The following is a 26,593-nucleotide window of genomic DNA, read 5'->3' on the forward strand; positions in this document are numbered from 1 at the left end:
GTTAGAAAGAAAATAATTAACTTGACCAACTATTAATGCACTAAGCCGACAAATCCGCGTCCCTTACTCCGCCAACTGGCGATAACCGAGACCGTTGGGCACAATTTTCAAGAAATGCAGAACACAATTTTTTATTCTTGGCAATCAGATTTGCCAAATAATTCCAATAGAAGTTTCTTAGAATCTTGTCTTAAGAAAGTCCCTAAAGAACTAAAAAATATAGCTCCTTTTTCTATAGAGTTAACTATTGATCGAGATACAAAAGAAGAAACTGGAACTCCAGACATAACAGAATCTATTTTTAAAAAGATTGACAAATCAAAAGTTTTTATAGCTGATATTTCTATAATAAATTCAGATTCTCCGAAAAGAAAAACACCTAACCCAAATGTGCTGATAGAATTAGGTTACGCGGCTAAATCGATAGGTTGGGATAAAATAATTTGCTTTTACAATCTCGATTATGGAAGTCTTGATGATTTGCCATTTGATTTAAGACAACGAAGACCGGTAACATACAGTTTGAAAAATAAAGAAAAGATTGAGGTTCGGAAGAAAATAACAAATATAGTAACTCATACAATTATTCAACTTCATAAAAATGGTTCCCTCTTTGACGTAATAAATGATTATTTAAAAGTAGAAGTTGATACAGAAATTTTGACGATAATAAATCATTTGAACAAAATCATTTTCGGATACTCCAAAAGAAAATCTTTAGAAGATATTAAAAACTTTATGAATCTTGAAGTGGATCAAATAAAAACAAATTTGGAAAGTAAATCATTTCTAGGCTTTCAAATTTTTAAAAAACTGGAAGTAAACGAGAAAAAATTAAAAGCAATTGCAGATAAAACAATTTCTTCCTTCTATCATGGGAAAGAATTGGCCAGCATAATCATTGAATTATTAAGATGGGTTGGAAGTTTTGATAAATTTAATCGCTTAAGAACAAATCCTGATTTATTCCTCTCTACTGAGTTTAAAGCTAAAGAATATAAAGCAGTCTCCGGTATATCAATTAATCCTAAAAATGCAGAGTTTCCTGACAGGTATATTCTTCTAAAAAAGATTGATGATTCTCATTCCCAGGTTCAGGATTTCGGAGACTTCATTGAAAGAGATAAAATTAATGGCCTATTGAAAGGATTTAAATTAAATACTGATTATTCTAAACCATATATATATTTGGTTTTTGAATTTATAAAAATTGCAGAAAGATGGTTAGAAAAAACTAATGGAGAGTTTATTATAGATAACAACAAACAATTTGAGATCAAAACTGTGCCCAACATCGGTTCATCGCAAATAACGGGTTTTTCGGAAAAAGTGTAATTTTAGAAACCAGGAAAGAAAATGGTTTATCCGACAAGTCCGCGTCCCTACTCCCGCAACTTGCGATAACCGTAACCGTTGGCAGCAAGCTAAGAATAATCCAAAAAAGTACTAATGCCTAATACCAAAAACGAAAAATCAATAGAATGGCTGATTAAAAACTATATGCCATTTTTTGAAAATTTTGGTATGGAGGAACAAAATATTCGAAGCTACTACGAAGAATGGAAAGTTGAGTTCAGCACTAACATTAATGATTTCCTATGGCATATATTCAACACACTTTTACATGAAAATGCTACGCAATCAAAAGATTTGGAGAGATTCTACAAAAGAAACATTGAAATATATTTCGAAATGCTTTATCTACGAAGAAAAATAGAAGGAAAAGCAGCAAATGAAATTCAACAGTGTTTGAATAGAAATAAGTTACAATTACAGTTTGAATCTTCAAATTTAGAATTAAATGTTATCGTTGCAACTACTAAAGATTGTGAGGCCTGCAAAGAAATTTTTAATAAAGAATTTCCTATAAGAGATGTTATTAAAAGCGATGTAATTCCATATGAAAAATGCACAAGGAAAATAGGTTGTGCATGCGTATACACCTTCAAACCTATCCGAGACGAAAATGACAATCTAATTAGAAAATCAAAGTAAACGCCAGCTGCCAACATCGGTTCATCGCAAATCACGGGTTTAGTCGAAAAAGTGTAATTTTAGAAACCAAGAAAGAAAATGGGTAATCCGACAAGTCCGCGTCCCTACTCCCGCAACTTGCGATAACCGTAACCGTTAGCAATAATTATTTAACCGAGAAACTGCTTGAGAATATTTATAATTTTAATTCTAATTTGTATTCAAAGTGTAACAGCTCAGCAAGTCACAGGTATCGTTTACGAATCAGATGAAAGAGTATCAGATTTTGAAATTGTAAATATGAATAGCGGTATTTCTTCTACTACAAATCAAGAAGGGAATTTTTCTATATCAAGTGACATAGGAGACACCTTAGTATTCACTTCGATACAATTTGAAAAGCAAATATTGATCGTTGAAGAAACTCATCTACAAAAAACTTTAGTAATTGAACTTAAGAGGATAGTTAACATATTAGATCAAGTAAATATTAGTTCCTCATCAAAGGAATTTAATGTGAAAACGGCAAACAAAGAATTAAAAAAAACATTTCAAACCGATCTAGAAAAGAATTGGTTTATATATTATCCGCCAAATCCTAAAGGAAACTTATTAGCTGGTTTTTTACCAGAAAATAAGAAATCAATTCCTAAAAAATCTGAGATACGAATTATTCACTTAAGTGATTATATAGAATTATTTACGTCGGACGAAACTTTGAATTGTGAGTATTTAAAAAATTCTCTGAAAATTCCCGAAAACCGATGTAATCTATTTTTTGACTATTTAGAATCTAAGGCATTAAATTATGAATTATTAGACCCATCAAGGCGTCTAGATTTGATACAAAAGATTTATGAAGCAAGTGAAGAATATATAGTTATAATAGAAAGTAAGTAACGCAAATAACTATTGCTAACAACGGTTCACCGCAAATAACGGGTTGTTAGCTGAAAATAGTTATTTTAGATACCAATTATTAAAACAACTAATCCGACAAATCCGCGTCCTTACTCCCGCAACTTGCGGTAACCGGGACCGTTATATGGCATTTTTGCCAAACAAAGACAACAATGTCGTAAGATTGTCACATTAATGACGCAACAGAAATGCAGTACTGAGAATAAATTTGCTAAGAAATAATAAATTAAAAAACATGAACAATCAAAACTTAGCAATTAAAGTTAAAGATCTTAGAACTAGAAAAGGCTTTTCGCAAGAAAATTTATCAGAAGAATCAAAATTGAGCCTGCGAACAATTCAAAGAATAGAAAAAGGTGAAACAGTTCCTAGAGGTGACACTTTAATTAAATTAACACAAGCACTCGGAGTTACTCCGGATGATTTGCTAGAATGGGCAGATATTGAAGATAAAGGTTATTTAACCCTAATGAATTTAAGCGCTCTATCCATTTTGGTTCAACCATTCCTAGGTATCATTATTCCATTAGTAATGTGGATACTAAAAAGAGAAAAAATTAAATTAGTAGATGATACGGGTAAGAAGCTAATTAGTTTTCAAATAACCTGGACTTTGGTTTTATTTATTGTACTCATAATAGCTTCTAAAGGATCATTTATTCCAATAAATTTTACGCAATCAGTTCTATACCAATTTTGATAACAGATTTCTCCATATTTGGATTGTTAATAATTTTACTCTACCTCTACAATCTAATTTTGATTATTCTTAATGTAAGAAAAAGTCAAAAAGGAAAGAAAAATAAATACTTTCCTTCTATTCAAATTATGAGGTAGCAAAACGCCACATAACAACGGTTAATCGCCAATTAGCGGCAGCGTTAGAAAGAAAATAATTAACTTGATCAACAACAAAATACTAAGCCGACAAATCCGCGTCCCGCACTCCGCCAACTGGCGATAACCGAGACCGTTATATACAATGGCTTCAAAACCACCTGAGTTCAATAACTTAACGCAACGAATCATAACTTGCAATTTCCAAATCTGGATTAAAGTGTAACGTTTCTATAAATAATTAACTAATAGCTTAAAATAAGAGTTGAAATAAATTCATAGAAAGAATTAAAATCCAATCACAAACATTAAACTAAAATATATGGCTAGAATATTAAAATCAAAAAAAACTCATCTACTTATATTTCTATTCACATTTGTAATTGCATTCCTAATATTAAGCACTATATTTTCAGATTGGGAACATTTCAAAGCGGGACTTTTTGGATACTAAACTATTCTAAATAACTGTTATATCTTCAATTTGGACTCCACGCTTGAAGTTAGAATAGTTAGTTGGAAAAATCCACTTCTTAAATGACAATTAAAAATGGAGATCCTATAAATTCTCAAGTATTATAATTGAGATTTAAATAAAGATTTCTGTGGTTAATTATTGGTTTGATAAGAAGAATAGGATTATATCGACTTCTGATTAAAATAGCTGGAACACGTTAAAAACTTAAAAGAGGTCCAATTTATAACTGTAACTGTCGCCACAGTATATAACAACGGTTAATCGCCAATAGACGGCAGCGTTAGAAAGATAATAATTAACTTGACCAACAAACCAATACTAAGCCGACAAATCCGCGTTCCTCAATCCGCCAACTGGCGATAACCGAGACAGTTAGGCACCATATTTAAATGAAGATTTTAAGTAAAAACTCAATACTAAATCGCTTGCCTGTAGAAATTGAAAAGAATAGATTTTTGATTTTTGACGCAATACGTTTTTCATTTCAAATTATAGAGGAAAATTTTTCAACCTTAGAAACCCGATTATTAGATTTATCTATAAATGAGAAAAAAGGTGTGCCGATTACGTTTCATTATACTTGGAGCATAATTGACTATACTGACAGAATTAGAGAGTTACTTTATCAATTACCTTGGGAAAAACCTGATGAAATTATTGGAGATTTTAAGCATCTAAAAGATTTCAGAAATACATTTCAACATTTAGGAGGAAGAGGTGAAATGATAATTAATAAAAAAAGTCCTTTATATGGAATATTATCTTGGTTTTATAAAGATTTAGAATCACGAGAATTCACACCATACTCTCTTTTTAGTGGAATACAAAGAGGTTCAAAAGTAGAATGGAAAGTTCCAAATCTAAAAGAAAGTAATAGTCAAATTAATAGTATTTTACTTCAAACTGTAGCTGAAGGTAAGGTTGTAAGCGAAGATCTAAACAAAATAATGATTGACTTGAGGCAACTTTGTAAAAACTTAGAAGATAGATTAGAAAATATGTGTCAAGAGAAAAATCTTAATGCTCCCGATTGGGAAAGAAGACAAGATATATTAGTTGTATTTAAACAAAATAAAGAATAAATACGTTGCCTAACAACGTATATCGCAAATAGGCGGTAAAGTTTGAAAGAAATTAATTAAATTAACCAACAAATTAAATCTCTAAGCCGACAAATTCGCGTCCCCTACTCCGCCAACTTGCGTTATACGAGACCGTTGTAGCACATTTAATTTTAAAAATTTCGAATTCAATGAGTAAACTAATAATCGATAGAAGATCCGAATTTGCCAATAGAGGAAGAAAAATTGGTTTATACTTAAATAAGGAGAAAATTGGAACAATTGAGAATGGAGAAACTAGGGAATTCGAAATAGAACCAGGACAATATAAATTGCACGCAAGAATCGATTGGTGCGGAAGTCAAAAGGAGGACATATCACTTAAAGAAGATGAAACAAAAGCAGTTGAACTGACTGGTTTCTCAAAAAATAGGTGGGTTTTACCAATACTAATTTTAATACAATTTATACTTATAGGACTAACCTATTTGATTGACATCAATCTATATTTGATGATTTTCTATTCTGTAGGTGTGATGTTGTATATGTCTTATCCAATAACTTTCGGACGTAATCATTACTTAAAACTTATTGAGAAGTAATTAAACGTGCAACAACAACGGTTAATCGCCAATAGTCGGCACCGTTAGAAAGAAAATAATTAACTTAACCAAGAAACCAATACTAAGCCGACAAGTCCGCGTCCCTTATTCCGCCAACTGGCGATAACCGAGACCGTTGCCAGCAATTTTAAAAACAAAATATGAACATATACATTGCTACGAATTACGATAGATTTAAGCCTATTGAGGATGCTTTAAATCTGATTACAAATTTAAACCTTACAATATTTAAAACTGATTATTTTAATATAGAAGAAAGAGTAGTAACACAAATAATTGATACCATTAAAAAATCAGATGTGGTTATTGCGGATATATCCAATGAAAATCCAAATATATATTACGAAATTGGTGTGAGTCACGGCTTAGGAAAGCCTGTTATTTTAGTAAGTCAAACTGATAATTTTAATCGATACTCTCTTCTATCATATAAGTTTTTCAGATATAGCCTAGAACTAGAAAGCATAAAAAATTTATCATTTCGTTTAAAGAATATTTTAGAAGATAAGCGAGAATTAGAAGAATTGAAGCCTAAAAAAGAAAAACGAGATATTTTAAATTATCAAGAGATTTATTCCAATAATAGATTAACTGAAATTTTAAATTTACAAGGAGTTAAGAAATACTATGAATTGGAAAAGTGGATTTTCTCGCTTCTAAACGATATTCCTAATTTTGACACTCAACTTAACGATCAAAGAAAAAGTAAGGAATATGATTTTATTGTTTGGAATTCATTCGAGATTGATGAATTAAGAGGATTAGGAAACCCTATTCCAATAGAAGTTAAAGCTTCTAATCGTATAGATAACAACTTAATTCACTCTTTAATCAGTAAAGCAATTTCTCAAGGATTTAAATCATTTATTCTTATTACTACCGCAGAACTTAAATCTAATAATGAAAAACTAATAAAAAATCTCAAAGAACATTCTGGTATAACAATCTTGGTAATTGATAGAAATAATTTGGCAGAGATACAAACATCAAAAGATCTTCTCAAGGCCATTATTAAATCTTATCGTGAATTTTTTATATCCTAGACTATGTTCGATTTACCAACCTATCAGGCGTTGCTAGCAAATGTAGATGCTGCCGCCACGAATAATGAGAAAGGTGAAAGATTTGAAGAACTTTGTCAATATTTATTATCTGAATTAGATGGAGTTAAAGTGGAAGGTCGCGATGCAGTAATGAACGCGGAAGAAATTGACATCGTATTATGGAACGCTCAATCTGAGGAAGTACTGAAACCATTCGAAAACATTATTCTCGTTGAATGTAAAAATTGGTCGGTTGCAGTTGGTGCACCTGCCTTGGATAGTTTTATCTCAAAGTTAAGACGACGTACAATGAAAACTGGTATTTTCATTGCGGCAAATGGAGTCACCGGAGATTTTCTCAATGGTAATAGTAATAATGGAGCTATAGAAATTATTAAAGCTGCACTTCAAGAAGGTATAAGAGTAATAATTTTAAACAGAGCAGATTTAGATGCAATTAATTCTCTAAATGATTTGAGAACTTTAATTAGAAAAAGATATTGTGGATTATTCATTCATAAACTATTCAATAATTAAAACTGCAGGCAACATCGGTTCATCGCCAATAAGCGGCACCGTTAGACAGAAAATAATTATCTTGACCAAGAAACCAACACTAAGCCGACAAATCCGCGTCTCTTACTCCGCCAACTGGCGATAACCGGGACCGTTATATGCTATTGCTCCGCACAATTTTAGCTACTAAGAACAATGATTCTTCTAATCCGACAAGTATGTGCATGTAAGCCTTCATCTGACAAATCCGAAGTAAGAACTTTTAGTAAATCGATACCTTACAAAATTCAGATCCGAAATGAGGTTTTACATTTATCGTTCAATAGAAATTTCATGGGAAAGAACGCTGACATTTAATTGAATATTTACGCTAAAGAAGTTTCAATTGAAACTGGAAAAAAATTAAAGTGCGGCAAACTGGAGTTTTCAACGGATCGCTAAAACAACGACGGACGCTCACTCTTGCGCAATGATTTTAGTTAAGATGATGATTAGAGATTTAAAATTTGGATGTTCCCGACAGCGGCAAATCTCCCGTTCTTACTCGGACGTATCGCAACAGCATATAACAACGAATATTCGCAATTGTGGCCATTTGAAATAAAATAGTATTTTTAGAATCCAACAAACAAAAACCTAAGCCGACAAATCCGAATACGTACAACCGCAACTGACGATTATTCGAGACCGTTGTAGGTTATTTTATAAACAAAATGCACCAATTTCAAGATCTAGCAAACAGAGGAATAACTTTCACGCTTCGCGCATTGGATGAATTGAATTCCAAAATAATAGATGAACTACAGACACATGCTCCAACATCTGCTGTAAAAAATCTACAGATGATTCAACTTCAAAAAGCAATACTAGCAATTGGCATGTACTCACTTTTTGAGTCAATATTGCAACAACAGCTAAAATGTAAAAATGGATTTAAGAAAGCGAAAGAACTTCTTATGTCTGAAAATAAAAATGAGCTCCTTAATCAATTCAACGTTTATTATTTAGCAATAAATGTATTGAAACATGGAAAAGGAAAGAGTTACGAAACTTTAATATCAAAAACCGACTTACCGTTTCAAATTAAAAAAGAAAATCAATATTTCTTTTGTGAAGGTGATGTAAGCGAGGTATCTACATTAATTTTAGTAGATAATGATTTTGTAATTGACTGCGCAAATATCATAGAAAAAGTTTCAAAAGAAATCGATTCAATACAAAATCGAACTAATAAAACAACCAACAACAACGGTTAATCGCCAATAAGCGGCACCGTTAGTAAGAAAATAATTAACTTGACCAACAAACCAATACTAAACCGACAAATCCGCGTCCCCTACTCCGCCAACTGGCGATAACCGAGACCGTTGGCAGCAATAATTTATTGAAATTTGAGTATTTCTAAACGACATCACTTCATTCCAAAATTCTTTATAAAAGGGTTTACCGGAAGTGATGGAAAATTGGCAGTTTTTAATAAAACTAAAAACCAATTAGAATCAAAAAGAAAAAGTCCTAAACAAATTTTCTATGAATGGAACAGAAATACATTCGAAGTAAATGGAGAAGAGACTGACTACGTAGAAAGTTTATATCAATTTTCAGAAGATCAATTTGCTCCAATCCATAAAAAGATTATTAGCAATAATTATAAAATTCAAACTGAAGAATTTTTTCCAATAATACATTTTTTAGGAATCTGCCATTACAGAGTTCCTTCTCAAGATGAAAGAGCAGAAAATAGAATTAAAAAATCAACTAATGATGAGCTATTTTTTAAGATTTTAAAAAAAGGAAGTAATGAAGAAGCTTCGAAAGATTTATACGAGCGAATTAGAGATGATGCCTCTTTTATAGAAAGTTCAAAAATGATGCTTGCCGTTTCAGATTTCATTAAAGCAGATTTACCATCAAATTTTTCAGATTGGAAAATTTATGAAGCTGCAACGAACGTAAGATTACATATTATTGGAGATAATCCAGTAATATTAAATACAGAGAAAGATCCTAACTTGTATAAAAATGAGTTGGTATTTCCTTTATCAAATGGTAAAACTTTATATCACGTAAATGGTAAATCAATAAAAGAGATTACACCAGAACATCGGGTATGTGCTGATATTTTAATGTTCATACAATCAGAAAAATATGTTTGTGGGCCTGATAAAAATTATCTTGGTACAATAGCCCTAATATCTAAAAAATATAATACTCCTAATGGAATAAAGTCTTTAAAAGAAAAAGTTTTCGAGATATTTCGAGAAAATTAAAGCTGCCAACAACGTATAACGCAAATGGCGGGTTTCGTAGAAAAGAACTAAATTAGTTTCCATAATAAACAAAATCGTTAAGCCGACAAATCCGCTTCCATAATTCCGCGCCACTTGTCGTTATACGAGACCGTTAGGTGTAATTTTTCAACTTGTAAAAGTTACCAATTTTGGGTATATTTGGAAAAAGATGAAAAAATGAATAAAAACACATCCATATCATTAGGTGATTACTTTGATCAATTCGTGAGAGGTAGAATAAATGAAGGCAGATACAAAAATGTCAGCGAAGTAATTCGTGCTGGATTGAGATTATTAGAAGAGGAAGAAAGTAAAGTTGCTGCCTTAAAAAATGCAATTCAAGAAGGAATTGATAGTGGAAAAGATTACAATTTTGATCCAAAAACACATCTTGAATCTTTAAAATCAAACAAACGTCTGAATGGCTAAGTACTATTTAACCAAAAAGGCCGTCGCTGATTTGACTAATATTTGGGATTATACACTAGAAAAATGGTCAGAACAACAAGCTGACTATTACTACCAAAATCTGATTGAAAGTTTTGAGGAATTAACTGAAAAACCACTCCTGGGAAAAAACTATGAAGGAATTACTGCTGGATTACTCGGATTAAGAGTAAAAAAACATATAATATTTTATCGCGAAATTTCTAAAGATGAGATCGAAATCACAAGAATATTACACGGTAGTATGGATTTAGAAACAAGGATTCGAGAATAAAAAACTACACCTAACATCGGTTAATCGCAAATAACGGGTATTGTCAAAAAAGTGTAATTTTAGAAACCAGGAATGAAAATAGTTAAGCCGACAAGTCCGCGTGCATACTCCCGCAACTTGCGATAACCGTAACCGTTAGCAAACATTATTAATTAAGATTTATGAAGTTAGATGGGAAATCTCTTGAAAGAGCTACAAGTCTTATAGAAAAGCATATCCTAAATCATATTTCGAAGAGTGAAATTGGCGAGGTAAAAATTGAAAATAATAAGATAATAGTATCAGAGGGAGTAAAACATGAAATAGATGTTTATGTTACAGTAGATTTAAAAATTGGAACCACACTTATTTACATATTCGAATGCAAAAATTATAAAAAAAAGAAAGTTAGTAAGAATGACATTATAATTTTTGAAGAAAAAGTACAAATATATAATGCCCAAAAGGGCTATTTCGTTGCTAAACAATTTACCAAAGATGCCAAAAACCGAGCGCTTCAAAATAAAAAAATTGAATTATTAGATTTAAACAATGAGAATAAATCTCTTCTTAGTAAAAACTATATAACACAATTCGAGAGTACATACATCAAAAACTGCAAAGTTAACATAAAGGTTTCACCGGCCATTCGTTTTGAGAATGAACTTGATCTTCCTATAAAATTAAAAGACTTCGAATTAACAACAATTCATGATTTAATTCAAGAAAAATTTAAATTAGGACCTGATAAAGCAACCAAATTTAGAACATTAAAAGATTTTACTGAAAAAACTGAATTTAAATCGAAATACGAAAAGGTAGAAACTCTTTTCAGAAATGATAATACATGGATTTTTGAAATAACTTTATTAGAACCCATCGTTGATGTGAGCCAATATAAAAGTGTAATACTAAAAATAGAAGTTAGCTACGCCAAAGAATCACCTCAAATTATTTTCGATTACGATATCAACCAAAAGGGTCATTATGCAAAATTAAAAATGAGAGGTTTATTCAAGAATGATTATTTCTTTATGGAAATTACAAAAGATGAGAAAACAAATAACCTCTTTATTCATAATATTGGTACTTAATAACGTTTGCTAACAACGGCTCATCGCAAATAACGGGTAGTTTGGTGAAAATGGTTATTTTAGAGACCAATTATTAAAACAAATAAGCCGACAAATCCGCATCTCTAATCCCGCAACTTGCGATAGCCGAGACCGTTAGCTGCAAGCCTAATTCAATGTAATCAACTAAATATGAACCCATTTCCCATTATAAAAACGGAAAGATTAGTTCTGAAAAAACTCAAAGAATCTGATTGGGAAACTGTCTTGTATTTGCGCTCTGATGAAATTGTAAATCAATTTGTCAAGAGAAAAAAGGCTGACACTCAGAAAAAAGCGCTCGAATTTATTCTAAACACAAACTTGAAAATATCCAACAATGAGTTAATTTACTGGTGCATTACTCCGAAAAATGAAACTAGAATGATAGGCTCGATCTGTTTGTGGAATTTCTCAGAGGATAGAAAAGTTGCAGAAATCGGGTATGATTTAGATCCAAAATATCAGCGAAAAGGAATTATGAACGAATCCATGATTGCGGTTCTGAATTTTGGATTTGGAAAATTAAACCTTGAGAAAATAGAAGCCTTTACTCAAAACCAAAATAAAAGTTCAATCAGTCTTTTAATTAATAATCAATTTCAATTGAACAAAGAACGATTTGATAAAGACAATGAGGATAATAGAATATTCGAACTATATAGGCCAGCAGCTAACAACGGTTAATCGCCAATAAGCGGCAGCGTTAGAAAGAAAATAATTAACTTGACCAACGAACCAATACTAAGCCGACAAATCCGCGTCCCTCAATCCGCCAACTGGCGATAACCGAGACCGTTACCTACAATTGCTCCTCGAAAAAATCAAGAAAATTTTAAAGAAAATAATTCCAGCTGACTCTTACTCAAGCGGAATTTTTTGAAAATTTATTCTAAAGAAAAAAATTGTAAAAGCAGTTCGCTGACTCTTACTCGGACGGGATTTTAAAGAAAAGTATTTCAAATTTTAAATGACAAAATCACTAAATATCTGACTTGATCTCAAAGAATTTAAATAAGTTAAAAGTAACTTCAAAACTATGGATTGCGCTGACTCTTACTCGAACGGAATTCTAAAGAAAAAAATTTAAATTTCAAATGACAAAATCACTCTGGATCTGAATCGATCGGAAGAAATTTAATTATTATAAAAGTTAGCTATTAAAAATTTAGCCATACGCTGACCCCTACTCGACTCAAAATGTTCTGCTGACAAATTATAACTAAGAACGAAAAGAGTTCGGAATCGATGGTTCTTACTCAAACCTGTCGCAACAGTAGGTAACAACGGTTATCACAAATAGCGGTATTTCGTAAAAAAGTGTATTTTAGAGTTCTAATAAATAAAAGTCTCAACCGACAAATTCGCGCCCCTAACTCCGCAACTTGTGTTAACCGAGACCGTTGCCAGCAAGCTCAATGAAAATCTTATCTTTAAAAATATTATATAATTTATGAACGAGCTCATTTCTCCCAAATATCAAATGAAACTTGTGAAATCAGTTCACGATGCAATATGGGAAGAATATAAATCTTACGTTGAAGTTAGTTTGTACATAGAAAAATGGCACGAGGTTGATCACGAATGGAATAATCATTGGGAAAACTTTGAAATTATAAAAAAACAGACTGGAGATATAGACTTATTAAGAACTTTACATTCAATGTCTGGAAGTGATATCTTAAAAATCGCAATAGATATGGGAGTTGATACACCTGATTTTATTCCATCTGTCCCAACCTTCAAAAATGAATTAAAATCAGACTACAAAACAGCTTATGAAACTTTCACAAAAGCCTTTAAGCAAATAGAATCTGACCCGAGTTTAGCAATTGGCCTTTCGAATTCTGCATTAGAAAGTATTGTAAAAGAAATTCTTAAAGATGAACGAATTAATAGTAAAATAAAAGGAACTGAAACTCTTTACAAATTAACTTCTAAAATTTTAAGGGAATTTAATTTTTTAGATAGTAATCATCCAATAGAAATTAAGACAATTGGCAGTTCACTTCTATCGATAAGTCAATCAATAGAAAAATTAAGAAGTGAAAAAACAAATTTTCACGGAAAAACGGCTGAGGATTATTTAATTACAGATCCAGTTTATACTTATTTCGTTATCAACTCAGTTACCACAGTTGGTTTATTTCTACAATCCTATTATAAAACGAAATTTCCAAAACCATCAGAGGTTCTTGAAGAAGAAGAAGATGACTTACCGTTTTAAAACAAGATACAAGTAGAGCCAGCAGGCAACAACGGTTAATCGCCAATAAGCGGCAGCGTTAGAAAGAAAATATTTAACTTGACCAACAAACCAATACTAAGCCGACAAATCCGCGTCCCCTACTCCCCCAACTGGCGATAACCGAGACCGTTGTACACCATTTTATACTAGCATTTTGATGAGAACAATATTTTCAATTTTCATATTCATTTCAACACTATTTTCATATTCTCAAAATCAAAAAACAATTGACTGGATAACTAACAATTCTATTGAAATTGAAAATGCAAATCCAGATTCTACATTAAAGATTTTTGAACAAAACGCACCTGATAAATTTTCCACAGCCAAGATTTATGGTTTTGGAGAAGCGACCCATGACACCAAAGAATTTTTTGAACTTAAAGCCAAATTCTTTAAATATTTGGTAAAAAATCAAGGTGTAAAAACATTTATAATGGAAGAATCTTACCAAGCTGAATCTGGAATAAATGAATGGATAAGTGGAGGAAAAGGAAATATAAAAACGATTGCTGACAATTTTAAAATTCAATTTTGGCAAACTAAAGAAGTTGTAAATCTTCTAAAATGGATGAGAGAATACAATAAAGGAAAATCCAAAAGTGAGCAAATTAAGTTTTATGGAATGGATATTCAATTAGGAAGAAAACTTAATCAAGATATACGAAAGTTTGTTACTAAAAATAAAATCTCAATAGATGAAAATCTTTTAGCGATTGCTGATGGTTCTGCAAATAAGCAAATAGACTATCATAACGATGATAATTGGTGGCAAATTCAGCTTCCAAAATTAAACGAACTTAAACAACAAATACTGAGATCAAATTTAGAAAGTGAGAAGTATAAAAATGTTCTAAGAAGTTTAGATTACTTAATAAATTATGCGGAGTTTGCTTCTTTGGCTACCGAAGAATATCCTAAGAGCACAGAATTCAGAGATCTAAAAATGTTCGAAAATGTCAAATATATTGTAGAAAATCTATCTAAAAATGGAAAAGCGTTTATTTGGGCTCATAACGAACACATTAATAAAAAAGAAATGTATAGTACAGGTAGTAATATTATTAACTTAGGACGTAATCTAAAGGATCAATATGATGACGATTATTATGCAGTAGGATTTGATTTCGGAATTGGAAAAATAAACGGTTTAATCACTGATAGCAAGAAAGGTCTTTATTGGAAAACTTACGATATAAAGAAGCCGTTTAGAAAAACTTATGCGAAAACTTTGATGTCAGTTGACAAGGACATTTATTTTATTCAATTCAATAAAAATCTAGAATTCTTCAACAAAAAGTCCAAGCATCTATTAATTGCAGCAGGCGGATATCAACCAAAACCTTTACATAGAATACTAATTAACAAAGTTTATGCAGATACTTATGACGCTTTAATTTTTGTAGAAAAGATCTCGGTGCCAGATTATAATTTAAATTAAAGAAATAAAACGGTGTACAACATCGGTTCATCGCAAATAACGGGTAGTTTGCTGAAAATTGTCATTTTAGAGACCAATAAATAAAAAACTAAGCCGACAAATCCGCGTCCTTACTCCCGCAACTTGCTATAACCGAGACCGTTAGCTGCAAGCCTATTTTAAAGTAATTAAGTAAAAATGAACACATTTCCCATTATAGAAACGGAAAGATTAGTTCTGAGAAAACTGAAAGAAGCCGATTGGGAAATTGTCTCGTATTTACGCTCTGATGAAATTGTAAATCAATTTGTCAAGAGAAAAAATGCTGATACTCAAGAAAAAGCGCTGGATTTTATTCTAAACACCAATTTGAAGATATCCAACAACGAATTAATTTACTGGTGTATTACTCTAAAAAATGAAACGAATATGATAGGCTCGATATGTTTGTGGAATTTCTCAGAGGATAGAAAAGTTGCAGAAATCGGGTATGATTTAAATCCAAAATATCAGCGAAAAGGAATTATGAACGAATCTATGATTCCGGTTCTGAATTTTGGGTTTGGAAAATTGAACCTTGACAAAATAGAAGCCTTTACTCAAAAACAAAATAAAAATTCAATCAGTCTTTTAATTAATAACCAATTTCATTTGAACAAAGAACGATTTGATAAAGACAATGAGGATAATAGAATATTCGAACTATATAGGCCAGCAGCTAACAACGGTTAATCACCAATAAGCGGCAGCGTTAGAAAGAAAATATTTAACTTGACCAACAAACCAATACTAAGCCGACAAATCCGCGTCCCTTACTCCGCCAACTGGCGATAACCGAGACCGTTATCTCACATTTTTAAACGAAAAAATATACTTAAATTGAACAGATTAAAATCAAGATTTTCAATAATGCAAACAGGAAATTTTGAATTCTATTCTGGAATACTAGTAGGAATAGGTTATTCTATAATTCTAAATATCCTTTTTCAACAAATAGCTAAAACAAGAAGTATCACTTCAGCAATAAGAGAAGGAAATTGGAAAGAATTTGTAAATACTTCTTTCTCTAATTTTGATTTATTAATAATTTCAACATTTTCTGTAGCATTAGGATTTTGTTTTACTACATATCTCTGGATGAGTAAAAGGAAAGTAAGAAACAGAAGAAAGAATTTTAGATTAAATATAGCACAAACAAATTCAATATTTATTTTTGGACTAATCCTATTCGTGCTAACGCGATATTCTACAATATATTCTGGCTTTAATTATGGCAATTTCGACTTTAGTATAAAAGAATATTTTGGATTTTGGATTTTCATTTTCCCAATGTTCATTTATTTGTATAACTGGAGTTTTATATCAAAAATTTACAAATCAAGTAGAACATTCTTAACGACAACATTTTTATGTTTAGTACTCAGCATAATATTAAGTACAATAAAAACGTGAGATAACAACGGTTATCACAAATAACGGGTCGTATTTCGAAGAAAATAATTAAATTAACCAACAATTAAAACCTAAGCCGACAAGTTTGCGTCCCTACTCCCGCAACTTGTGTTAACCGAGACCGTTGGCAACTATATTTATTTAAGAAAGATTCAAGAATGAAGAAAATATCTACAAAAACATTATTTATTGCAATATTTGCTTTTGCCTTATTTCTAACGGGAAGTTATTTCTTGTTAGAGTTGAAAAACGGTAAAACTACAATTCTGATTGTTGCAATAATTTTAATTGCTGGTTTGAATTCTCAAATAAGAAAAGATTTCAGAATTCATTCAGAAAAATAATATTCAATTTTTGATAACCATTTTTAAGGATTAACAATGCAAGATAGGATTACAATAGTAGAATCTTTGAATTCAATTTTAGGTCAACGAAAAAAATCGATTAATAATCGATTAAAATATCTTCAATTACTCAAATATTTTAGTGTGATGTTTATTTTATTGGGAATAATAATTGTCATAAAATCATTTGCTCCATTTGACATTTTTGATGATAAACTCCGTTGGGAGGATTCAGCATTAGTAGTTATCTTTTCAATCACTTATCTTTTGCAAGGCCCTAAGTACTTTTATGAAGCAAAACTTCTCCGACATCTGAAAAAGCTGTAAAAAGAAGAAAATGAATCTCCTGTAAGAGAGCATTTGAATAATCAATTACGCGACACAATTAATGATCTCAATAGTAATAAGAATAGTACATATATTATTATTTCCGTTGTGATTCTATTGCTTTCAAGCTTATTTCAATCAATAGTAGATAATTTTGAATATTGGAATTATTTTAGAATACCATTTCTATTATTCATCACATTTATATTGTTTGATTTTTTAAAAACATACACTCAAATAATTAGGAATATAAAAGAATACGAGGAACAATAAATACAGTAGCCAACATCGGTTAAGCGCAAATAGCGGGCATTCTGGTGAAAAGTGCTATTTTAGACACCAAGTAAAAAACAACTAAGCCGACAAGAACGAGTCCCTACTCCGCGCTACTTGCCTTAACCAAGACCGTTGTGTGTAATGCCACATATGAATAGTAAAGAACTTAAAGCTGAATTTGATAAATACCTTGTCCCTTTAGGGTTTAACAAGAAGAATTTAACATGGGTGAAAACCGAAATAGAAATTTCTCAAATCGTAAATCTGCAAAAATCAAGTTTTAATAATCAATATTATTTAAATGAGGGTTACAATTTGGTAAATGCCAAAAATGACTCTTTTCATATTCAGATATTAAGTTCTTCTAAATATAATGCCAGTAAAGAATATTCTCTAATTGATATTTTAAACTTAGATAATCAAATTGCAAAAAAGGAAAGAGAGGAAGAAATTGAAAATCTTATTAAAAATTTCATTGTTCCTAATCTTGAGCGATTAAAATCTGAATCTGATTTAAAGGAATATTTAGTGAATCTAAAAGTCCAAAATCATATTCCAGTTTTTATAAAAGAGTATTTCAAAATAAAGTGAAAACTAAAGCACTACACACAACATCGGTTAATCGCAAATAACGGGTATTGCCGAAAAAGTGTAAATTTAGAAACCAGGAAATAAAATATTTAATCCGACAAGTCCGCGTCCCTACTCCCGCAACTTGCGATAACCGTAACCGTTGTAGCCAATTTTGTAATTGAATCTGGAAATTAAAACTAAAGGAAAATAGAAATCTTCAAGGTTACAATTAATTAAATATTAAGCCTAAAACTCCACCCAAAATAGCTTCCTTAAAGTTAGAGGCTCCATGAGGATTAAATGAATCACGAACTGGGTAATTAACGTTTTCTCCTAATAATACTGAGGCACGAGGTAAAAAAATATCATTTTCCATTCCTGAATTATTCCCTAAAAACGCAGTAGTAAAAAAATTAGACTTAGATCTGAACATACTCGTTGAACCGCTGTAACTATAAGTATTATCAACGTCCAAATAAACATCGTACAAATTAGTTGTTGAATTATATAGTACGAGATCTTGTCCTTCTGAATTTATGTTCAAATTTTTAAGAACATAAGGTTGATCTATCAAAGATTGGCTAGAAGTATAAAAATGAGAGTTTAAAGCCTTGACGTTTTGCGTAGAATCATTTATTTGTCCATAAAAAGACACACTTAGAAACAAGCAAAATATAATTAATACGGATCTAATAAGTTTCATAAAACATTTACTTAGGTAATAAGACGGCTTTTATGTAATAATAGAAGAATATAGGCTGTTAAATTAAAAAATATAAGCTTTATAAAAAACAAAGTTGTTAGATAATTAAGCTTTAGTGATTAGTTAAAATCATAATTATACTATATAAAACTGGCAACAACAACGGTTAATCGCCAATAAGCGGCACCGTTAGAAAGAAAATAATTAACTTGACCAACAAACCAATGCTAAGCCGACAAACCCGCGTCCCTTACTCCGCCAACTGGCGATAACCGGGACCGTTGGCAGTAATTTAATTTTGAGAGATTGAGGAAACCATACTTAATAATATTGATTGTAATTTCATCAATCTTAATCGGATCAATTGTTAATAGGTATTATCATGATCTGAGAGAATGGTGGATAATGAAAGATACAATCGTTTGGACAGAAAAAGCGGAGTTAAAATGGGACGATTTTATTTACAATGAGAGTAAAGATCTGACTGATAATATTGATGCACATGTTGGTATTTCTGCACGATATAGATTAACAGATAAGATAATCTATAAAAGTAAGACAGCCTTTGTACCTTCGAAATCTTATGTGTCTGATACAACGAATAGAATCTCACTAAGAATAGCAAATGCGCGATTTGATTTATGCGAAGTATATCGCAGAAAATTGGAGAAAAAAATTGATAGTCTAAGAGCTGGAAATGTGAATAATATAACATTAGAATATTTAGCTAAACAAGAGAGCATATTCTTTGAGAAATTTTCTAATGAATGGACACGATTCCTCGAGACTCCAAAAACTGAATTGATGACAGAACTTGTTAAATTAGAAAAGAGAATTTCTCAAGAACTTCAGAAATAAATTAAACTACAGCCAACAACGGTTATCACAAATAACGGGTAGCTTTTCAAAGAAAATAATTAAATTAACCAACAAATTAAATCCTAAGCCGACAAGTTCGAGTCCCTACTCCCGCAACTTGTGTTAACCGAGACCGTTGGCAACAAGTATCAGAGAAATTTAATCTAATGAAGAAAATTTCATTACTAATAATTGCAATTTCATTCGCAAGCTGTGCTGTACAAAAAGTACCAAAACCTGAACAGGTAATGAAGTACTACGACGGTTTTAAAAAATCTGATTATCAAGAAGTAAAAAATGTTCTTTCTGATAGTTTAATAATCACAGAAGGTGATTACGTAATGGAATTTACGCAAGAGAGTTATTATGAACATTTTAAATGGGATTCTATATTCAGACCAGTTTACAAAATTGTAAAACTAAAAGAACAAGGAAACCAAGTGAGCGCAACTGTATCAGTTAAATCTTCAAGATTTGAATATCTGAATAATAACCCATTAACTTGTAATCGTAATTTTCATTTTAAAAATGGGAAAATAAATAAAATTGAAAACTTAGATTGTATTGATGCGAACTGGGATATGTGGCAAAAACAAAGAGACTCCTTAGTTAACTGGATAAAATTTAATCGACCCGGATTAGATGGTTTTATAAATGATTTAAGTGAACAAGGAGCTAAGGATTATTTAGAAGCAATTGAATTATATAAAAAACAAAAATCCGAGTAGATACCAGTTGCCAACAACGTATATCGCAAATGGCGGGTTTCATAGAAAAGAACTAAATTAGTTTCCATAATAAACTAAACCGTTAAGCCGACAAATCCGCATCCATGATTCCGCGCCACTTGTCGATATACGAGACCGTTGGCACGCATGCATTAGATTATGAGTAAAGAAGAATATTTCAATCAATACGAATCATATATTGCGGAGAAAATTTTTCTTACTGATGAAACTTCTCAAGTAGAAAATGAGATTTATGAAAATATGCTATCATTTACTATTTCTAAAAAGCATTTGGCTAAACTCAAGGTTACCGATTTTATAAGTTTTCTGTCTCGTATAAAGAAGAATAGAAAGTCACAAATCAATGTTTCTCAAACTATCTCAAATTTAATTTACTACATATGGTTTGATGAAATGGCCGGACAACTCCGATTAAACTTTATCAATTCTAATCACTCCGAATTACCATTTGAAGCAGATTTAGAATTCACTTCGAACGAAGTTGACATTATTGATGAATTTCTACACTCCGAATATCTTAATGAAATAACCTGGGATAAATTATCTGATGATACCGGAGACCAGCAAAACGAGAAAAGCGCTGAAATAATTGATTTCAAATTAAAAGTTTATAAAGAAATAATTAGAAAAGATGCACGTCGTGCCAACATCGGTTAATCGCAAATAACGGGTATTGCAGAAAAAGTGTAATTTTAGAAACCAGGAAAGAAAATGGTTAATCCGACAAGTCCGCGTCCCTACTCCCGCGACTTGCGATAACCGTAACCGTTATACACAAGTGCTCTGCAACGATTTTAGATACTAAAAACAATAAGGATCCAATCTGAAAAATTCGAATTTGAAAAGCTTCAATTGATAATTCTCAACTAAGAATCTTTTGTGAATCTTAAACTTAGAAAATCCTGGTTCTATCGAAAATTCTAAAAAATCGGTCAGGAAAAATTTAATAAGTAAAGAAGCTTTTGGTAGCTGCTCAAAAACAAATTAGCTACTAAGAACTTCATCAAAAAGAAGCTTAGTAACAAGAAACGGACGCTAACTCGGACGCAATAATTGTAACCAAATAAGCAAGATTTTTTATAAAAGTCAGAGTATTCCCGACAGTGGCATATCTGAGGTTCTTACTCGGCTGTGTCGCACCAGTGTATAACAACGAATATTCGCAATTGTGGCCATTTGAAATAAAATAGTATTTTTAGAATCCAACAAACAAAAACCTAAGCCGACAAATCCGAATACGTACGACCACAACTGACGATTATTCGAAACCGTTAGTTGCAAGTTTTAAACAAAACTGAATTCAGAATTTATGCAAAGAAGAATTGAAGTAATTAACCCTTGTGATCAAGCCTGGCAATCAATGAGACGCCTTGATGGAAATAAATTTTGTGATAAATGTAAAAAAGAAGTTATTGATTTCACTGGATACAGTAAGAATGAAATTTTTGAAAAAATCGAAAAAAATGGAGAGGTATGTGGTAAATTACATCCGTCCCATTTAGAAAACAAAATTGAGTCAAATCAATTAGGTAATCAATATTTTTCCAAATTTGCTTTTGTCATAGGTCTTAGTTCCATAATTGGTTTGAACCAGCCAGTAACTGCTAATTCAACTAAACCAACATTTGAGCAAACGGATAGAACGGAATGGAAAAGTATATTACCTATTAAGAAGGTTCAAGATTCAATTACAATTAAAGGGAAAGTTACTGATGCAGACGGCCAAGCAATAGCTGGAACCAATGTCATTTTCAAAGATTCAAGGATTGGAACACAAACTAACTTAGAGGGAGAATTCAATTTGAAAATTCCCGCTGAAAAACTAGGAGAAAAAAATTTCCTAATTTTCTCTTTTGTCGGTTTTGAAATGAAAGAGATAAGATTCTTTAGAAATAATAAGTTTTTCAACGTTCAATTGATCGAAGATAATACACCATTAGGTGGAATTACAATAGTTCAAAAGCGTAACGTTTTCGATAAGGTGGGATATTTTTTTCATAACTTATTTTCGAACCATAAAACCTGCAACTAACAACGGTTAATCGCCAATAAGCGGTAGCGTTAGTAAGAAAATAATTAAATTAACCAACAATTAAAACCTAATCCGACAAATCTGCGTCCCTCACTCCGCCAACTGGCGATAACCGGGACCGTTGCCAAGCATTTTGATGAAAAAAATTCTATACATATTGATTCCCGTGTTGACTTTTAGTAGTTGCGAATCATACCAAGAGCAAAAGGAACCCGAGACTCAGAAAATATATTCTAAACGCTTTGAAGAACTAAAAAATGAAGAAAACTTCAGAATTATAAATATAGATTCTTGTCAAAATTTTCAGGAATTAACTTCTAAAATGGGTGAATTTACATGTAATGGTATAATGGCCGGACTAAGTTTTACTATAGATGATAAAGAGTACTTTTTAACTGGATCTTCTGAGTGTCCAACATCTAATATCGTAGTGTGTTATTTTAGTAGAAACATTATTATGATAAAAAATGACTCAATTGTAACCGACTTATTTAATCAAGAGAAAATTCCAATTGAAGATTTAAAAATTGAATTAAACAACATAATCTCTAAACCATATAATTTCAAATATAACGAACAAGTTCTAAAACCTGCTTTAGTTCATTTATATATAGACAAGAATCAAAACATCAATAAAACAAAAAAGGTTTTAAAAGAAATAGTACACAATTTTGAAAAAATAAACTCCAATCAGAAGAATAACTTTTTCAAATACAATGTATTATTTGAACATTTTGATATGACAAATTTACCGCCACCTCCTCCACCGCCTTCTTTACCAAAATAAAGATCAATAGAGAATTTGTAAACAAAACGCTAGGCAACAACGGTTAATCGCCAATAAGCGGCAGCGTTAGTAAGAAAATAATTATCTTGACCAACAAACCAATACTAAGCCGACAAATCCGCGTCCCTTTTTCCGCCAACTGGCGATAACCGAGACCGTTGGCGGTAATTAGAATAAAGATCCAAATGAACAAGAAAATTGCAATCTTAAGAGGTATTAATGTAGGTGGAAAAAGAAAGATATTGATGAAAGATTTGAAACTACTTTGTGAAAAATTGGGTTTCGATCAAATAGAGACTTATATACAAAGTGGAAATATCTTATTAAACTCCGACAAAGACAACTCCGAATTAGAAAAAGTACTTTACGAAGCTATACAAGATAAATATGGCTTTCAAGTTCCAGTAATTGTTAGAAATTCAGAAGAACTTAAAGTTCAGGTCACTAGAAACCCATTTTTTGATCAGAAAACCGATATTACCAGATTACATCTTACATTTCTAAAAGAGAAACCTAAAAAAGAAAATCTGATCAAAATACAAACCTATAATCACGAACCTGACAAATTTCAATTAGTGGATAAAGAGGTTTTCATATATTGCGATGGTAAATATCACCAATCCAAATTGAGCAACAATTTTTTCGAGAAAAAGCTGAACGTAGGAGCTACAACAAGAAATTGGAAAACCGTTTTGAAGTTGATTGAGTTGAGTGAAAAATAATCTAACTACCGCCAACATCGGTTAATCGCAAATAACGGGTATTGTAGAAAAAGTGTAATTTTAGAAACCAGGAAAGAAAATGGTTTATCCGACAAGTCCGCGTCCCTACACCCGCAACTTGCGATAACCGTAACCGTTACTTGCAATTTTTTCTATGGAAAAATCAATGTATAACACAGAATTATTTAAAGAACAATATTTATTCGAGCACGACAGGAAAAGATTCTATGATAGATTAATTCAATATCCGACAACTTTACTTTTTGTTTTTATTGGAGCAGCTTTATATTCTTTCAACAAATACTTTCCAGACGGTATAAAAGATTTATCTACAAAGTTAGATTGGCTATTCATAATCAGTTTTTGCATTTTTGGATTATCAGTAATTTTTACAATTTGGAATTTATTTGTTGTCTTTCACGGATTTACTAGAAAATATGAATATCTTCCAAACACAAAATCGCTTGCTAAATATGAATTGGACCTTTATAAATATTACTATAAATACAGTGATTTAAAAGATTACAAGGAAAAAAGAGAAGAAGCAAAGACAAAAACTTGCGAAAAGTTTGAGAAACAAATCTTCGAATATTATAAAGAGCTTACTTCTCAAAATCAAAAAATTAATGATTTTAGAGCAGAGTCTTATTATTTTACAAGAACCTTTCTATTTATAGACTTAGTGTTTTTAATCATCATTGGAACAATTGGAATTTTAAATTAAAAAGATGTCAAAAAAACCAACTCCACCGCCACCGCCGCCACCGAGAAAAGTAAAAAATACTCCTACTCCAACTTCAAGGCCGACTCCACCACCAAAACCACCTCAAAGAAGAAGTTCTTAAGGAGTTTATAGATATAAAAAACAGCAAGTAACAACGGCTCATCGCAAATAACGGGTAATGCCGAAAAATTGAAATTTTAGAAACCAGGAGAGAAAACAATTAAACTGACAACTCCGCGTCTCTACTCCCGCAACTTGCGATAGCCGAGACCGTTGTACACAATAATATTATGAGAATTCTGCTACTAATTTTCTTATTTCTGACTTCTATTAATTCCTTCGCATGTGAATGTTCAGAATTAAACAAAAATAATATTCAGAAATTTAAAGATAAAGTAGATTACATATTAATTGGAACAGTAATCGATCAATTAAATCCTGAAAAAACTGAATATTTAAATTATTCCTGGAAAAAAGAAAAAGAGGCTTATGACATTATTGTAAAAGTCAAAAAAATCTTTAAAGGGAAAATTCAGTCAGATACACTTTACGTTACTCAGTTTTTTAATGGAGCTTGCTCAACAAAGTTTATCGCTGGAAAAGATTACATCTTTACAGGAAAAGAAATAAAAAAATTCGTTGATCAGAATGAAAAATTAAATAATGTATCTGATTCAATAACTCAAAATAATTCAATTCCATTATTAAAAACGGATAATGCAGCACCAGAATACAAATTTGAGAAAGGAATTATATACGATCATTTTGAAAATGGAGCTACAAAATGGAATTCACTTTTGAAAAAACATAAAATGATATGGACCAACCAATGCTACTCCTTCAATATTAGTAATAATCTAGGACAGTTATTAATCAAATAAATATTACTGTGTACAACAGCGGTTCATCGCAAATAACGGGTTTTGATGAAAAAGTGTAATTTTAGAAACCAGGAATTGAATGGTTAAGCCGACAAGTCCGCATCCCTACTCCCGCAACTTGCGATAACCGCAAACCGTTAGCAATAATTATTTAACCGAGAAACTGCTTGAGAATACTTATAATCTTAATTCTAATTTGTGTTCAAAGTCTAACAGCTCAGGAAGTCAGAGGTATTGTTTATGAATCAGATGAAAGAGTATCAGATTTTAAAATTGCAAATTTGAATAGCGGAATTTCTTCTACTACAAATCAAGAAGGGTATTTTTCTATACCAAGTGACTTAGGAGACACTTTAGTATTCAACTCGATACAATTTGAACAACAATTACTGATCGTTGAAAAAAATCACTTACAAGCAACTTTAGTAATTGAACTTAAGAAGATAGTTAACTTATTAGATCAAGTAAATATCAGTTCGTCGTCAAAGGCATTTGATGTGAAAACGGCAAATAAAGAATTAAAAGAAACATTTCAAACGGATCTAGAAAAAAATTGGTTTATATACTATCCACCAAATCCTAAAGGAAATCTATTAGCTAGTATTATACCAGGTAATAAGAAGTCAATTCCTAAAAAATCTGAGATACGAATTATTCATTTAAGTGATTATGTAGAATTATTTGCGTCGGACGATACTTTGAATTGTGAGTATTTAAAAAATTCTCTCGGAATTCCCGAAAACCGATGTAATCTATTTTTTGATTATTTAGAATCTAAATCATTAAATTATGAGTTATTAGACCCATCAAGGCGTCTAGATTTGATACAAAAGATTTATGAAGCAAGCGAAGAATATATAGTTATGCAAGAAAGTAAGTAACGCAAATAACTATTGCTAACATCGGTTGATCGCCAATAAGCGGCAGCCTTAGAAAGAAAA

At 31.2% G+C, this 26,593-nt stretch carries 29 protein-coding genes; 28 read left to right on the forward strand and 1 reads right to left on the reverse strand.

The window, feature by feature from the left end; all coding sequences use genetic code 11:
* Positions 1-114 precede the first annotated feature (114 nt).
* From ABVM50_RS13715 to ABVM50_RS13805, 19 genes are all read left to right on the forward strand, one after another.
* A complete protein-coding gene (locus tag ABVM50_RS13715) occupies positions 115-1,335 on the forward strand; it encodes a hypothetical protein (protein ID WP_405199078.1) in 1,221 nt (406 codons plus the stop codon).
* A 114-nt stretch (positions 1,336-1,449) separates the two neighbouring features.
* Entirely contained in the window at positions 1,450-1,995 is a 546-nt protein-coding gene (locus ABVM50_RS13720) for a hypothetical protein (RefSeq protein WP_405199079.1), read from the forward strand.
* Between the two features lie 165 nt (positions 1,996-2,160).
* A complete protein-coding gene (locus ABVM50_RS13725; RefSeq protein ID WP_405199080.1) occupies positions 2,161-2,874 on the forward strand; it encodes a hypothetical protein in 714 nt (237 codons plus the stop codon).
* Between the two features lie 256 nt (positions 2,875-3,130).
* On the forward strand, positions 3,131-3,595 hold the full coding sequence (locus ABVM50_RS13730) for a DUF4870 domain-containing protein (protein ID WP_405199081.1): 465 nt from the start codon (positions 3,131-3,133) through the stop codon (positions 3,593-3,595).
* Between the two features lie 1,004 nt (positions 3,596-4,599).
* Positions 4,600-5,292, forward strand: a complete 693-nt coding sequence (locus ABVM50_RS13735; RefSeq protein ID WP_405199082.1) for a hypothetical protein — start codon at positions 4,600-4,602, stop codon at positions 5,290-5,292.
* Between the two features lie 170 nt (positions 5,293-5,462).
* Positions 5,463-5,873 (forward strand): hypothetical protein, encoded by a 411-nt coding sequence (locus ABVM50_RS13740; RefSeq protein WP_405199083.1) that lies wholly within the window; start codon positions 5,463-5,465, stop codon positions 5,871-5,873.
* Positions 5,874-6,034: 161 nt separating this feature from the next.
* Positions 6,035-6,937: a hypothetical protein gene (locus ABVM50_RS13745; RefSeq protein WP_405199084.1), complete on the forward strand. Its 903-nt coding sequence runs from the start codon at positions 6,035-6,037 to the stop codon at positions 6,935-6,937.
* 3 nt (positions 6,938-6,940) lie between these two features.
* Positions 6,941-7,474, forward strand: a complete 534-nt coding sequence (locus ABVM50_RS13750) for a restriction endonuclease (RefSeq protein ID WP_405199085.1) — start codon at positions 6,941-6,943, stop codon at positions 7,472-7,474.
* Positions 7,475-8,166: 692 nt separating this feature from the next.
* Positions 8,167-8,709, forward strand: a complete 543-nt coding sequence (locus tag ABVM50_RS13755) for a hypothetical protein (protein WP_405199086.1) — start codon at positions 8,167-8,169, stop codon at positions 8,707-8,709.
* A 135-nt stretch (positions 8,710-8,844) separates the two neighbouring features.
* Positions 8,845-9,723: a DUF4238 domain-containing protein gene (locus ABVM50_RS13760; protein WP_405199087.1), complete on the forward strand. Its 879-nt coding sequence runs from the start codon at positions 8,845-8,847 to the stop codon at positions 9,721-9,723.
* Positions 9,724-9,921: 198 nt separating this feature from the next.
* A complete protein-coding gene (locus tag ABVM50_RS13765) occupies positions 9,922-10,173 on the forward strand; it encodes a type II toxin-antitoxin system ParD family antitoxin (protein WP_405200716.1) in 252 nt (83 codons plus the stop codon).
* A complete protein-coding gene (locus ABVM50_RS13770; RefSeq protein WP_405199088.1) occupies positions 10,166-10,465 on the forward strand; it encodes a type II toxin-antitoxin system RelE/ParE family toxin in 300 nt (99 codons plus the stop codon). The genes ABVM50_RS13765 and ABVM50_RS13770 overlap by 8 nt, the downstream gene beginning before the upstream one ends.
* 161 nt (positions 10,466-10,626) lie before the next feature.
* Entirely contained in the window at positions 10,627-11,538 is a 912-nt protein-coding gene (locus tag ABVM50_RS13775) for a restriction endonuclease (protein WP_405199089.1), read from the forward strand.
* 171 nt (positions 11,539-11,709) lie between these two features.
* Entirely contained in the window at positions 11,710-12,243 is a 534-nt protein-coding gene (locus tag ABVM50_RS13780) for a GNAT family N-acetyltransferase (RefSeq protein WP_405199090.1), read from the forward strand.
* A 766-nt stretch (positions 12,244-13,009) separates the two neighbouring features.
* Positions 13,010-13,783 carry an abortive infection family protein gene (locus ABVM50_RS13785; protein WP_405199091.1) on the forward strand — a complete coding sequence of 258 codons (774 nt, stop codon included), beginning with the start codon at positions 13,010-13,012 and terminating at the stop codon, positions 13,781-13,783.
* 178 nt (positions 13,784-13,961) lie between these two features.
* On the forward strand, positions 13,962-15,245 hold the full coding sequence (locus ABVM50_RS13790; RefSeq protein WP_405199092.1) for an erythromycin esterase family protein: 1,284 nt from the start codon (positions 13,962-13,964) through the stop codon (positions 15,243-15,245).
* Positions 15,246-15,422: 177 nt separating this feature from the next.
* On the forward strand, positions 15,423-15,956 hold the full coding sequence (locus tag ABVM50_RS13795; protein WP_405199093.1) for a GNAT family N-acetyltransferase: 534 nt from the start codon (positions 15,423-15,425) through the stop codon (positions 15,954-15,956).
* An 878-nt stretch (positions 15,957-16,834) separates the two neighbouring features.
* Positions 16,835-17,020: a hypothetical protein gene (locus ABVM50_RS13800; protein WP_405199094.1), complete on the forward strand. Its 186-nt coding sequence runs from the start codon at positions 16,835-16,837 to the stop codon at positions 17,018-17,020.
* Positions 17,021-17,773: 753 nt separating this feature from the next.
* Entirely contained in the window at positions 17,774-18,214 is a 441-nt protein-coding gene (locus tag ABVM50_RS13805) for a DUF4304 domain-containing protein (protein ID WP_405199095.1), read from the forward strand.
* 211 nt (positions 18,215-18,425) lie between these two features.
* Here ABVM50_RS13805 and ABVM50_RS13810 read toward each other — a convergent pair whose 3' ends face one another.
* Positions 18,426-18,899, reverse strand: coding sequence for a hypothetical protein (locus ABVM50_RS13810; RefSeq protein ID WP_405199096.1), 474 nt, complete (start codon positions 18,897-18,899; stop codon positions 18,426-18,428).
* A gap of 405 nt (positions 18,900-19,304) precedes the next feature.
* On the opposite strand from ABVM50_RS13810, the gene ABVM50_RS13815 reads away from it, so the two are divergent.
* The 9 genes from ABVM50_RS13815 (at position 19,305) to ABVM50_RS13855 (ending at position 26,533) form a co-directional block, all read left to right on the forward strand.
* Complete coding sequence (locus tag ABVM50_RS13815; RefSeq protein WP_405199097.1) at positions 19,305-19,757, forward strand: hypothetical protein; 453 nt, start codon at positions 19,305-19,307, stop codon at positions 19,755-19,757.
* A gap of 167 nt (positions 19,758-19,924) precedes the next feature.
* Positions 19,925-20,485, forward strand: coding sequence for a hypothetical protein (locus tag ABVM50_RS13820; protein ID WP_405199098.1), 561 nt, complete (start codon positions 19,925-19,927; stop codon positions 20,483-20,485).
* A gap of 159 nt (positions 20,486-20,644) precedes the next feature.
* A complete protein-coding gene (locus ABVM50_RS13825; RefSeq protein WP_405199099.1) occupies positions 20,645-21,163 on the forward strand; it encodes a hypothetical protein in 519 nt (172 codons plus the stop codon).
* A 652-nt stretch (positions 21,164-21,815) separates the two neighbouring features.
* On the forward strand, positions 21,816-22,538 hold the full coding sequence (locus tag ABVM50_RS13830; protein WP_405199100.1) for a carboxypeptidase-like regulatory domain-containing protein: 723 nt from the start codon (positions 21,816-21,818) through the stop codon (positions 22,536-22,538).
* Positions 22,539-22,674: 136 nt separating this feature from the next.
* Positions 22,675-23,325 carry a hypothetical protein gene (locus tag ABVM50_RS13835; RefSeq protein ID WP_405199101.1) on the forward strand — a complete coding sequence of 217 codons (651 nt, stop codon included), beginning with the start codon at positions 22,675-22,677 and terminating at the stop codon, positions 23,323-23,325.
* Between the two features lie 185 nt (positions 23,326-23,510).
* On the forward strand, positions 23,511-24,047 hold the full coding sequence (locus ABVM50_RS13840) for a DUF1697 domain-containing protein (protein WP_405199102.1): 537 nt from the start codon (positions 23,511-23,513) through the stop codon (positions 24,045-24,047).
* Positions 24,048-24,201: 154 nt separating this feature from the next.
* The gene (locus tag ABVM50_RS13845) at positions 24,202-24,771 is read left to right on the forward strand and encodes a hypothetical protein (protein ID WP_405199103.1); all 570 of its coding nucleotides are present in this window, start codon (positions 24,202-24,204) and stop codon (positions 24,769-24,771) included.
* A 290-nt stretch (positions 24,772-25,061) separates the two neighbouring features.
* Positions 25,062-25,652: a hypothetical protein gene (locus tag ABVM50_RS13850; RefSeq protein ID WP_405199104.1), complete on the forward strand. Its 591-nt coding sequence runs from the start codon at positions 25,062-25,064 to the stop codon at positions 25,650-25,652.
* 167 nt (positions 25,653-25,819) lie between these two features.
* Complete coding sequence (locus ABVM50_RS13855) at positions 25,820-26,533, forward strand: hypothetical protein (RefSeq protein ID WP_405199105.1); 714 nt, start codon at positions 25,820-25,822, stop codon at positions 26,531-26,533.
* Positions 26,534-26,593: the final 60 nt, after the last annotated feature.

Source organism: Christiangramia sp. LLG6405-1, assembly GCF_045055805.1.
In the GTDB taxonomy this organism is placed as follows: domain Bacteria; phylum Bacteroidota; class Bacteroidia; order Flavobacteriales; family Flavobacteriaceae; genus Christiangramia.

Bases quoted from the DNA above. Each gene is read 5' to 3' on its own strand.
- ABVM50_RS13715 (WP_405199078.1), top strand. From the start codon at position 115: ATGCAGAACACAATTTTTTATTCTTGGCAATCAGATTTGCCAAATAAT.
- ABVM50_RS13720 (WP_405199079.1), top strand. From the start codon at position 1,450: ATGCCTAATACCAAAAACGAAAAATCAATAGAATGGCTGATTAAAAAC.
- ABVM50_RS13730 (WP_405199081.1), top strand. From the start codon at position 3,131: ATGAACAATCAAAACTTAGCAATTAAAGTTAAAGATCTTAGAACTAGA.
- ABVM50_RS13735 (WP_405199082.1), top strand. From the start codon at position 4,600: ATGAAGATTTTAAGTAAAAACTCAATACTAAATCGCTTGCCTGTAGAA.
- ABVM50_RS13740 (WP_405199083.1), top strand. From the start codon at position 5,463: ATGAGTAAACTAATAATCGATAGAAGATCCGAATTTGCCAATAGAGGA.
- ABVM50_RS13745 (WP_405199084.1), top strand. From the start codon at position 6,035: ATGAACATATACATTGCTACGAATTACGATAGATTTAAGCCTATTGAG.
- ABVM50_RS13750 (WP_405199085.1), top strand. From the start codon at position 6,941: ATGTTCGATTTACCAACCTATCAGGCGTTGCTAGCAAATGTAGATGCT.
- ABVM50_RS13755 (WP_405199086.1), top strand. From the start codon at position 8,167: ATGCACCAATTTCAAGATCTAGCAAACAGAGGAATAACTTTCACGCTT.
- ABVM50_RS13765 (WP_405200716.1), top strand. From the start codon at position 9,922: ATGAATAAAAACACATCCATATCATTAGGTGATTACTTTGATCAATTC.
- ABVM50_RS13770 (WP_405199088.1), top strand. From the start codon at position 10,166: ATGGCTAAGTACTATTTAACCAAAAAGGCCGTCGCTGATTTGACTAAT.
- ABVM50_RS13775 (WP_405199089.1), top strand. From the start codon at position 10,627: ATGAAGTTAGATGGGAAATCTCTTGAAAGAGCTACAAGTCTTATAGAA.
- ABVM50_RS13780 (WP_405199090.1), top strand. From the start codon at position 11,710: ATGAACCCATTTCCCATTATAAAAACGGAAAGATTAGTTCTGAAAAAA.
- ABVM50_RS13785 (WP_405199091.1), top strand. From the start codon at position 13,010: ATGAACGAGCTCATTTCTCCCAAATATCAAATGAAACTTGTGAAATCA.
- ABVM50_RS13790 (WP_405199092.1), top strand. From the start codon at position 13,962: ATGAGAACAATATTTTCAATTTTCATATTCATTTCAACACTATTTTCA.
- ABVM50_RS13795 (WP_405199093.1), top strand. From the start codon at position 15,423: ATGAACACATTTCCCATTATAGAAACGGAAAGATTAGTTCTGAGAAAA.
- ABVM50_RS13800 (WP_405199094.1), top strand. From the start codon at position 16,835: ATGAAGAAAATATCTACAAAAACATTATTTATTGCAATATTTGCTTTT.
- ABVM50_RS13805 (WP_405199095.1), top strand. From the start codon at position 17,774: ATGAATAGTAAAGAACTTAAAGCTGAATTTGATAAATACCTTGTCCCT.
- ABVM50_RS13810 (WP_405199096.1), bottom strand. From the start codon at position 18,899: ATGAAACTTATTAGATCCGTATTAATTATATTTTGCTTGTTTCTAAGT.
- ABVM50_RS13815 (WP_405199097.1), top strand. From the start codon at position 19,305: ATGAAAGATACAATCGTTTGGACAGAAAAAGCGGAGTTAAAATGGGAC.
- ABVM50_RS13820 (WP_405199098.1), top strand. From the start codon at position 19,925: ATGAAGAAAATTTCATTACTAATAATTGCAATTTCATTCGCAAGCTGT.
- ABVM50_RS13825 (WP_405199099.1), top strand. From the start codon at position 20,645: ATGAGTAAAGAAGAATATTTCAATCAATACGAATCATATATTGCGGAG.
- ABVM50_RS13830 (WP_405199100.1), top strand. From the start codon at position 21,816: ATGCAAAGAAGAATTGAAGTAATTAACCCTTGTGATCAAGCCTGGCAA.
- ABVM50_RS13835 (WP_405199101.1), top strand. From the start codon at position 22,675: ATGAAAAAAATTCTATACATATTGATTCCCGTGTTGACTTTTAGTAGT.
- ABVM50_RS13840 (WP_405199102.1), top strand. From the start codon at position 23,511: ATGAACAAGAAAATTGCAATCTTAAGAGGTATTAATGTAGGTGGAAAA.
- ABVM50_RS13845 (WP_405199103.1), top strand. From the start codon at position 24,202: ATGGAAAAATCAATGTATAACACAGAATTATTTAAAGAACAATATTTA.
- ABVM50_RS13850 (WP_405199104.1), top strand. From the start codon at position 25,062: ATGAGAATTCTGCTACTAATTTTCTTATTTCTGACTTCTATTAATTCC.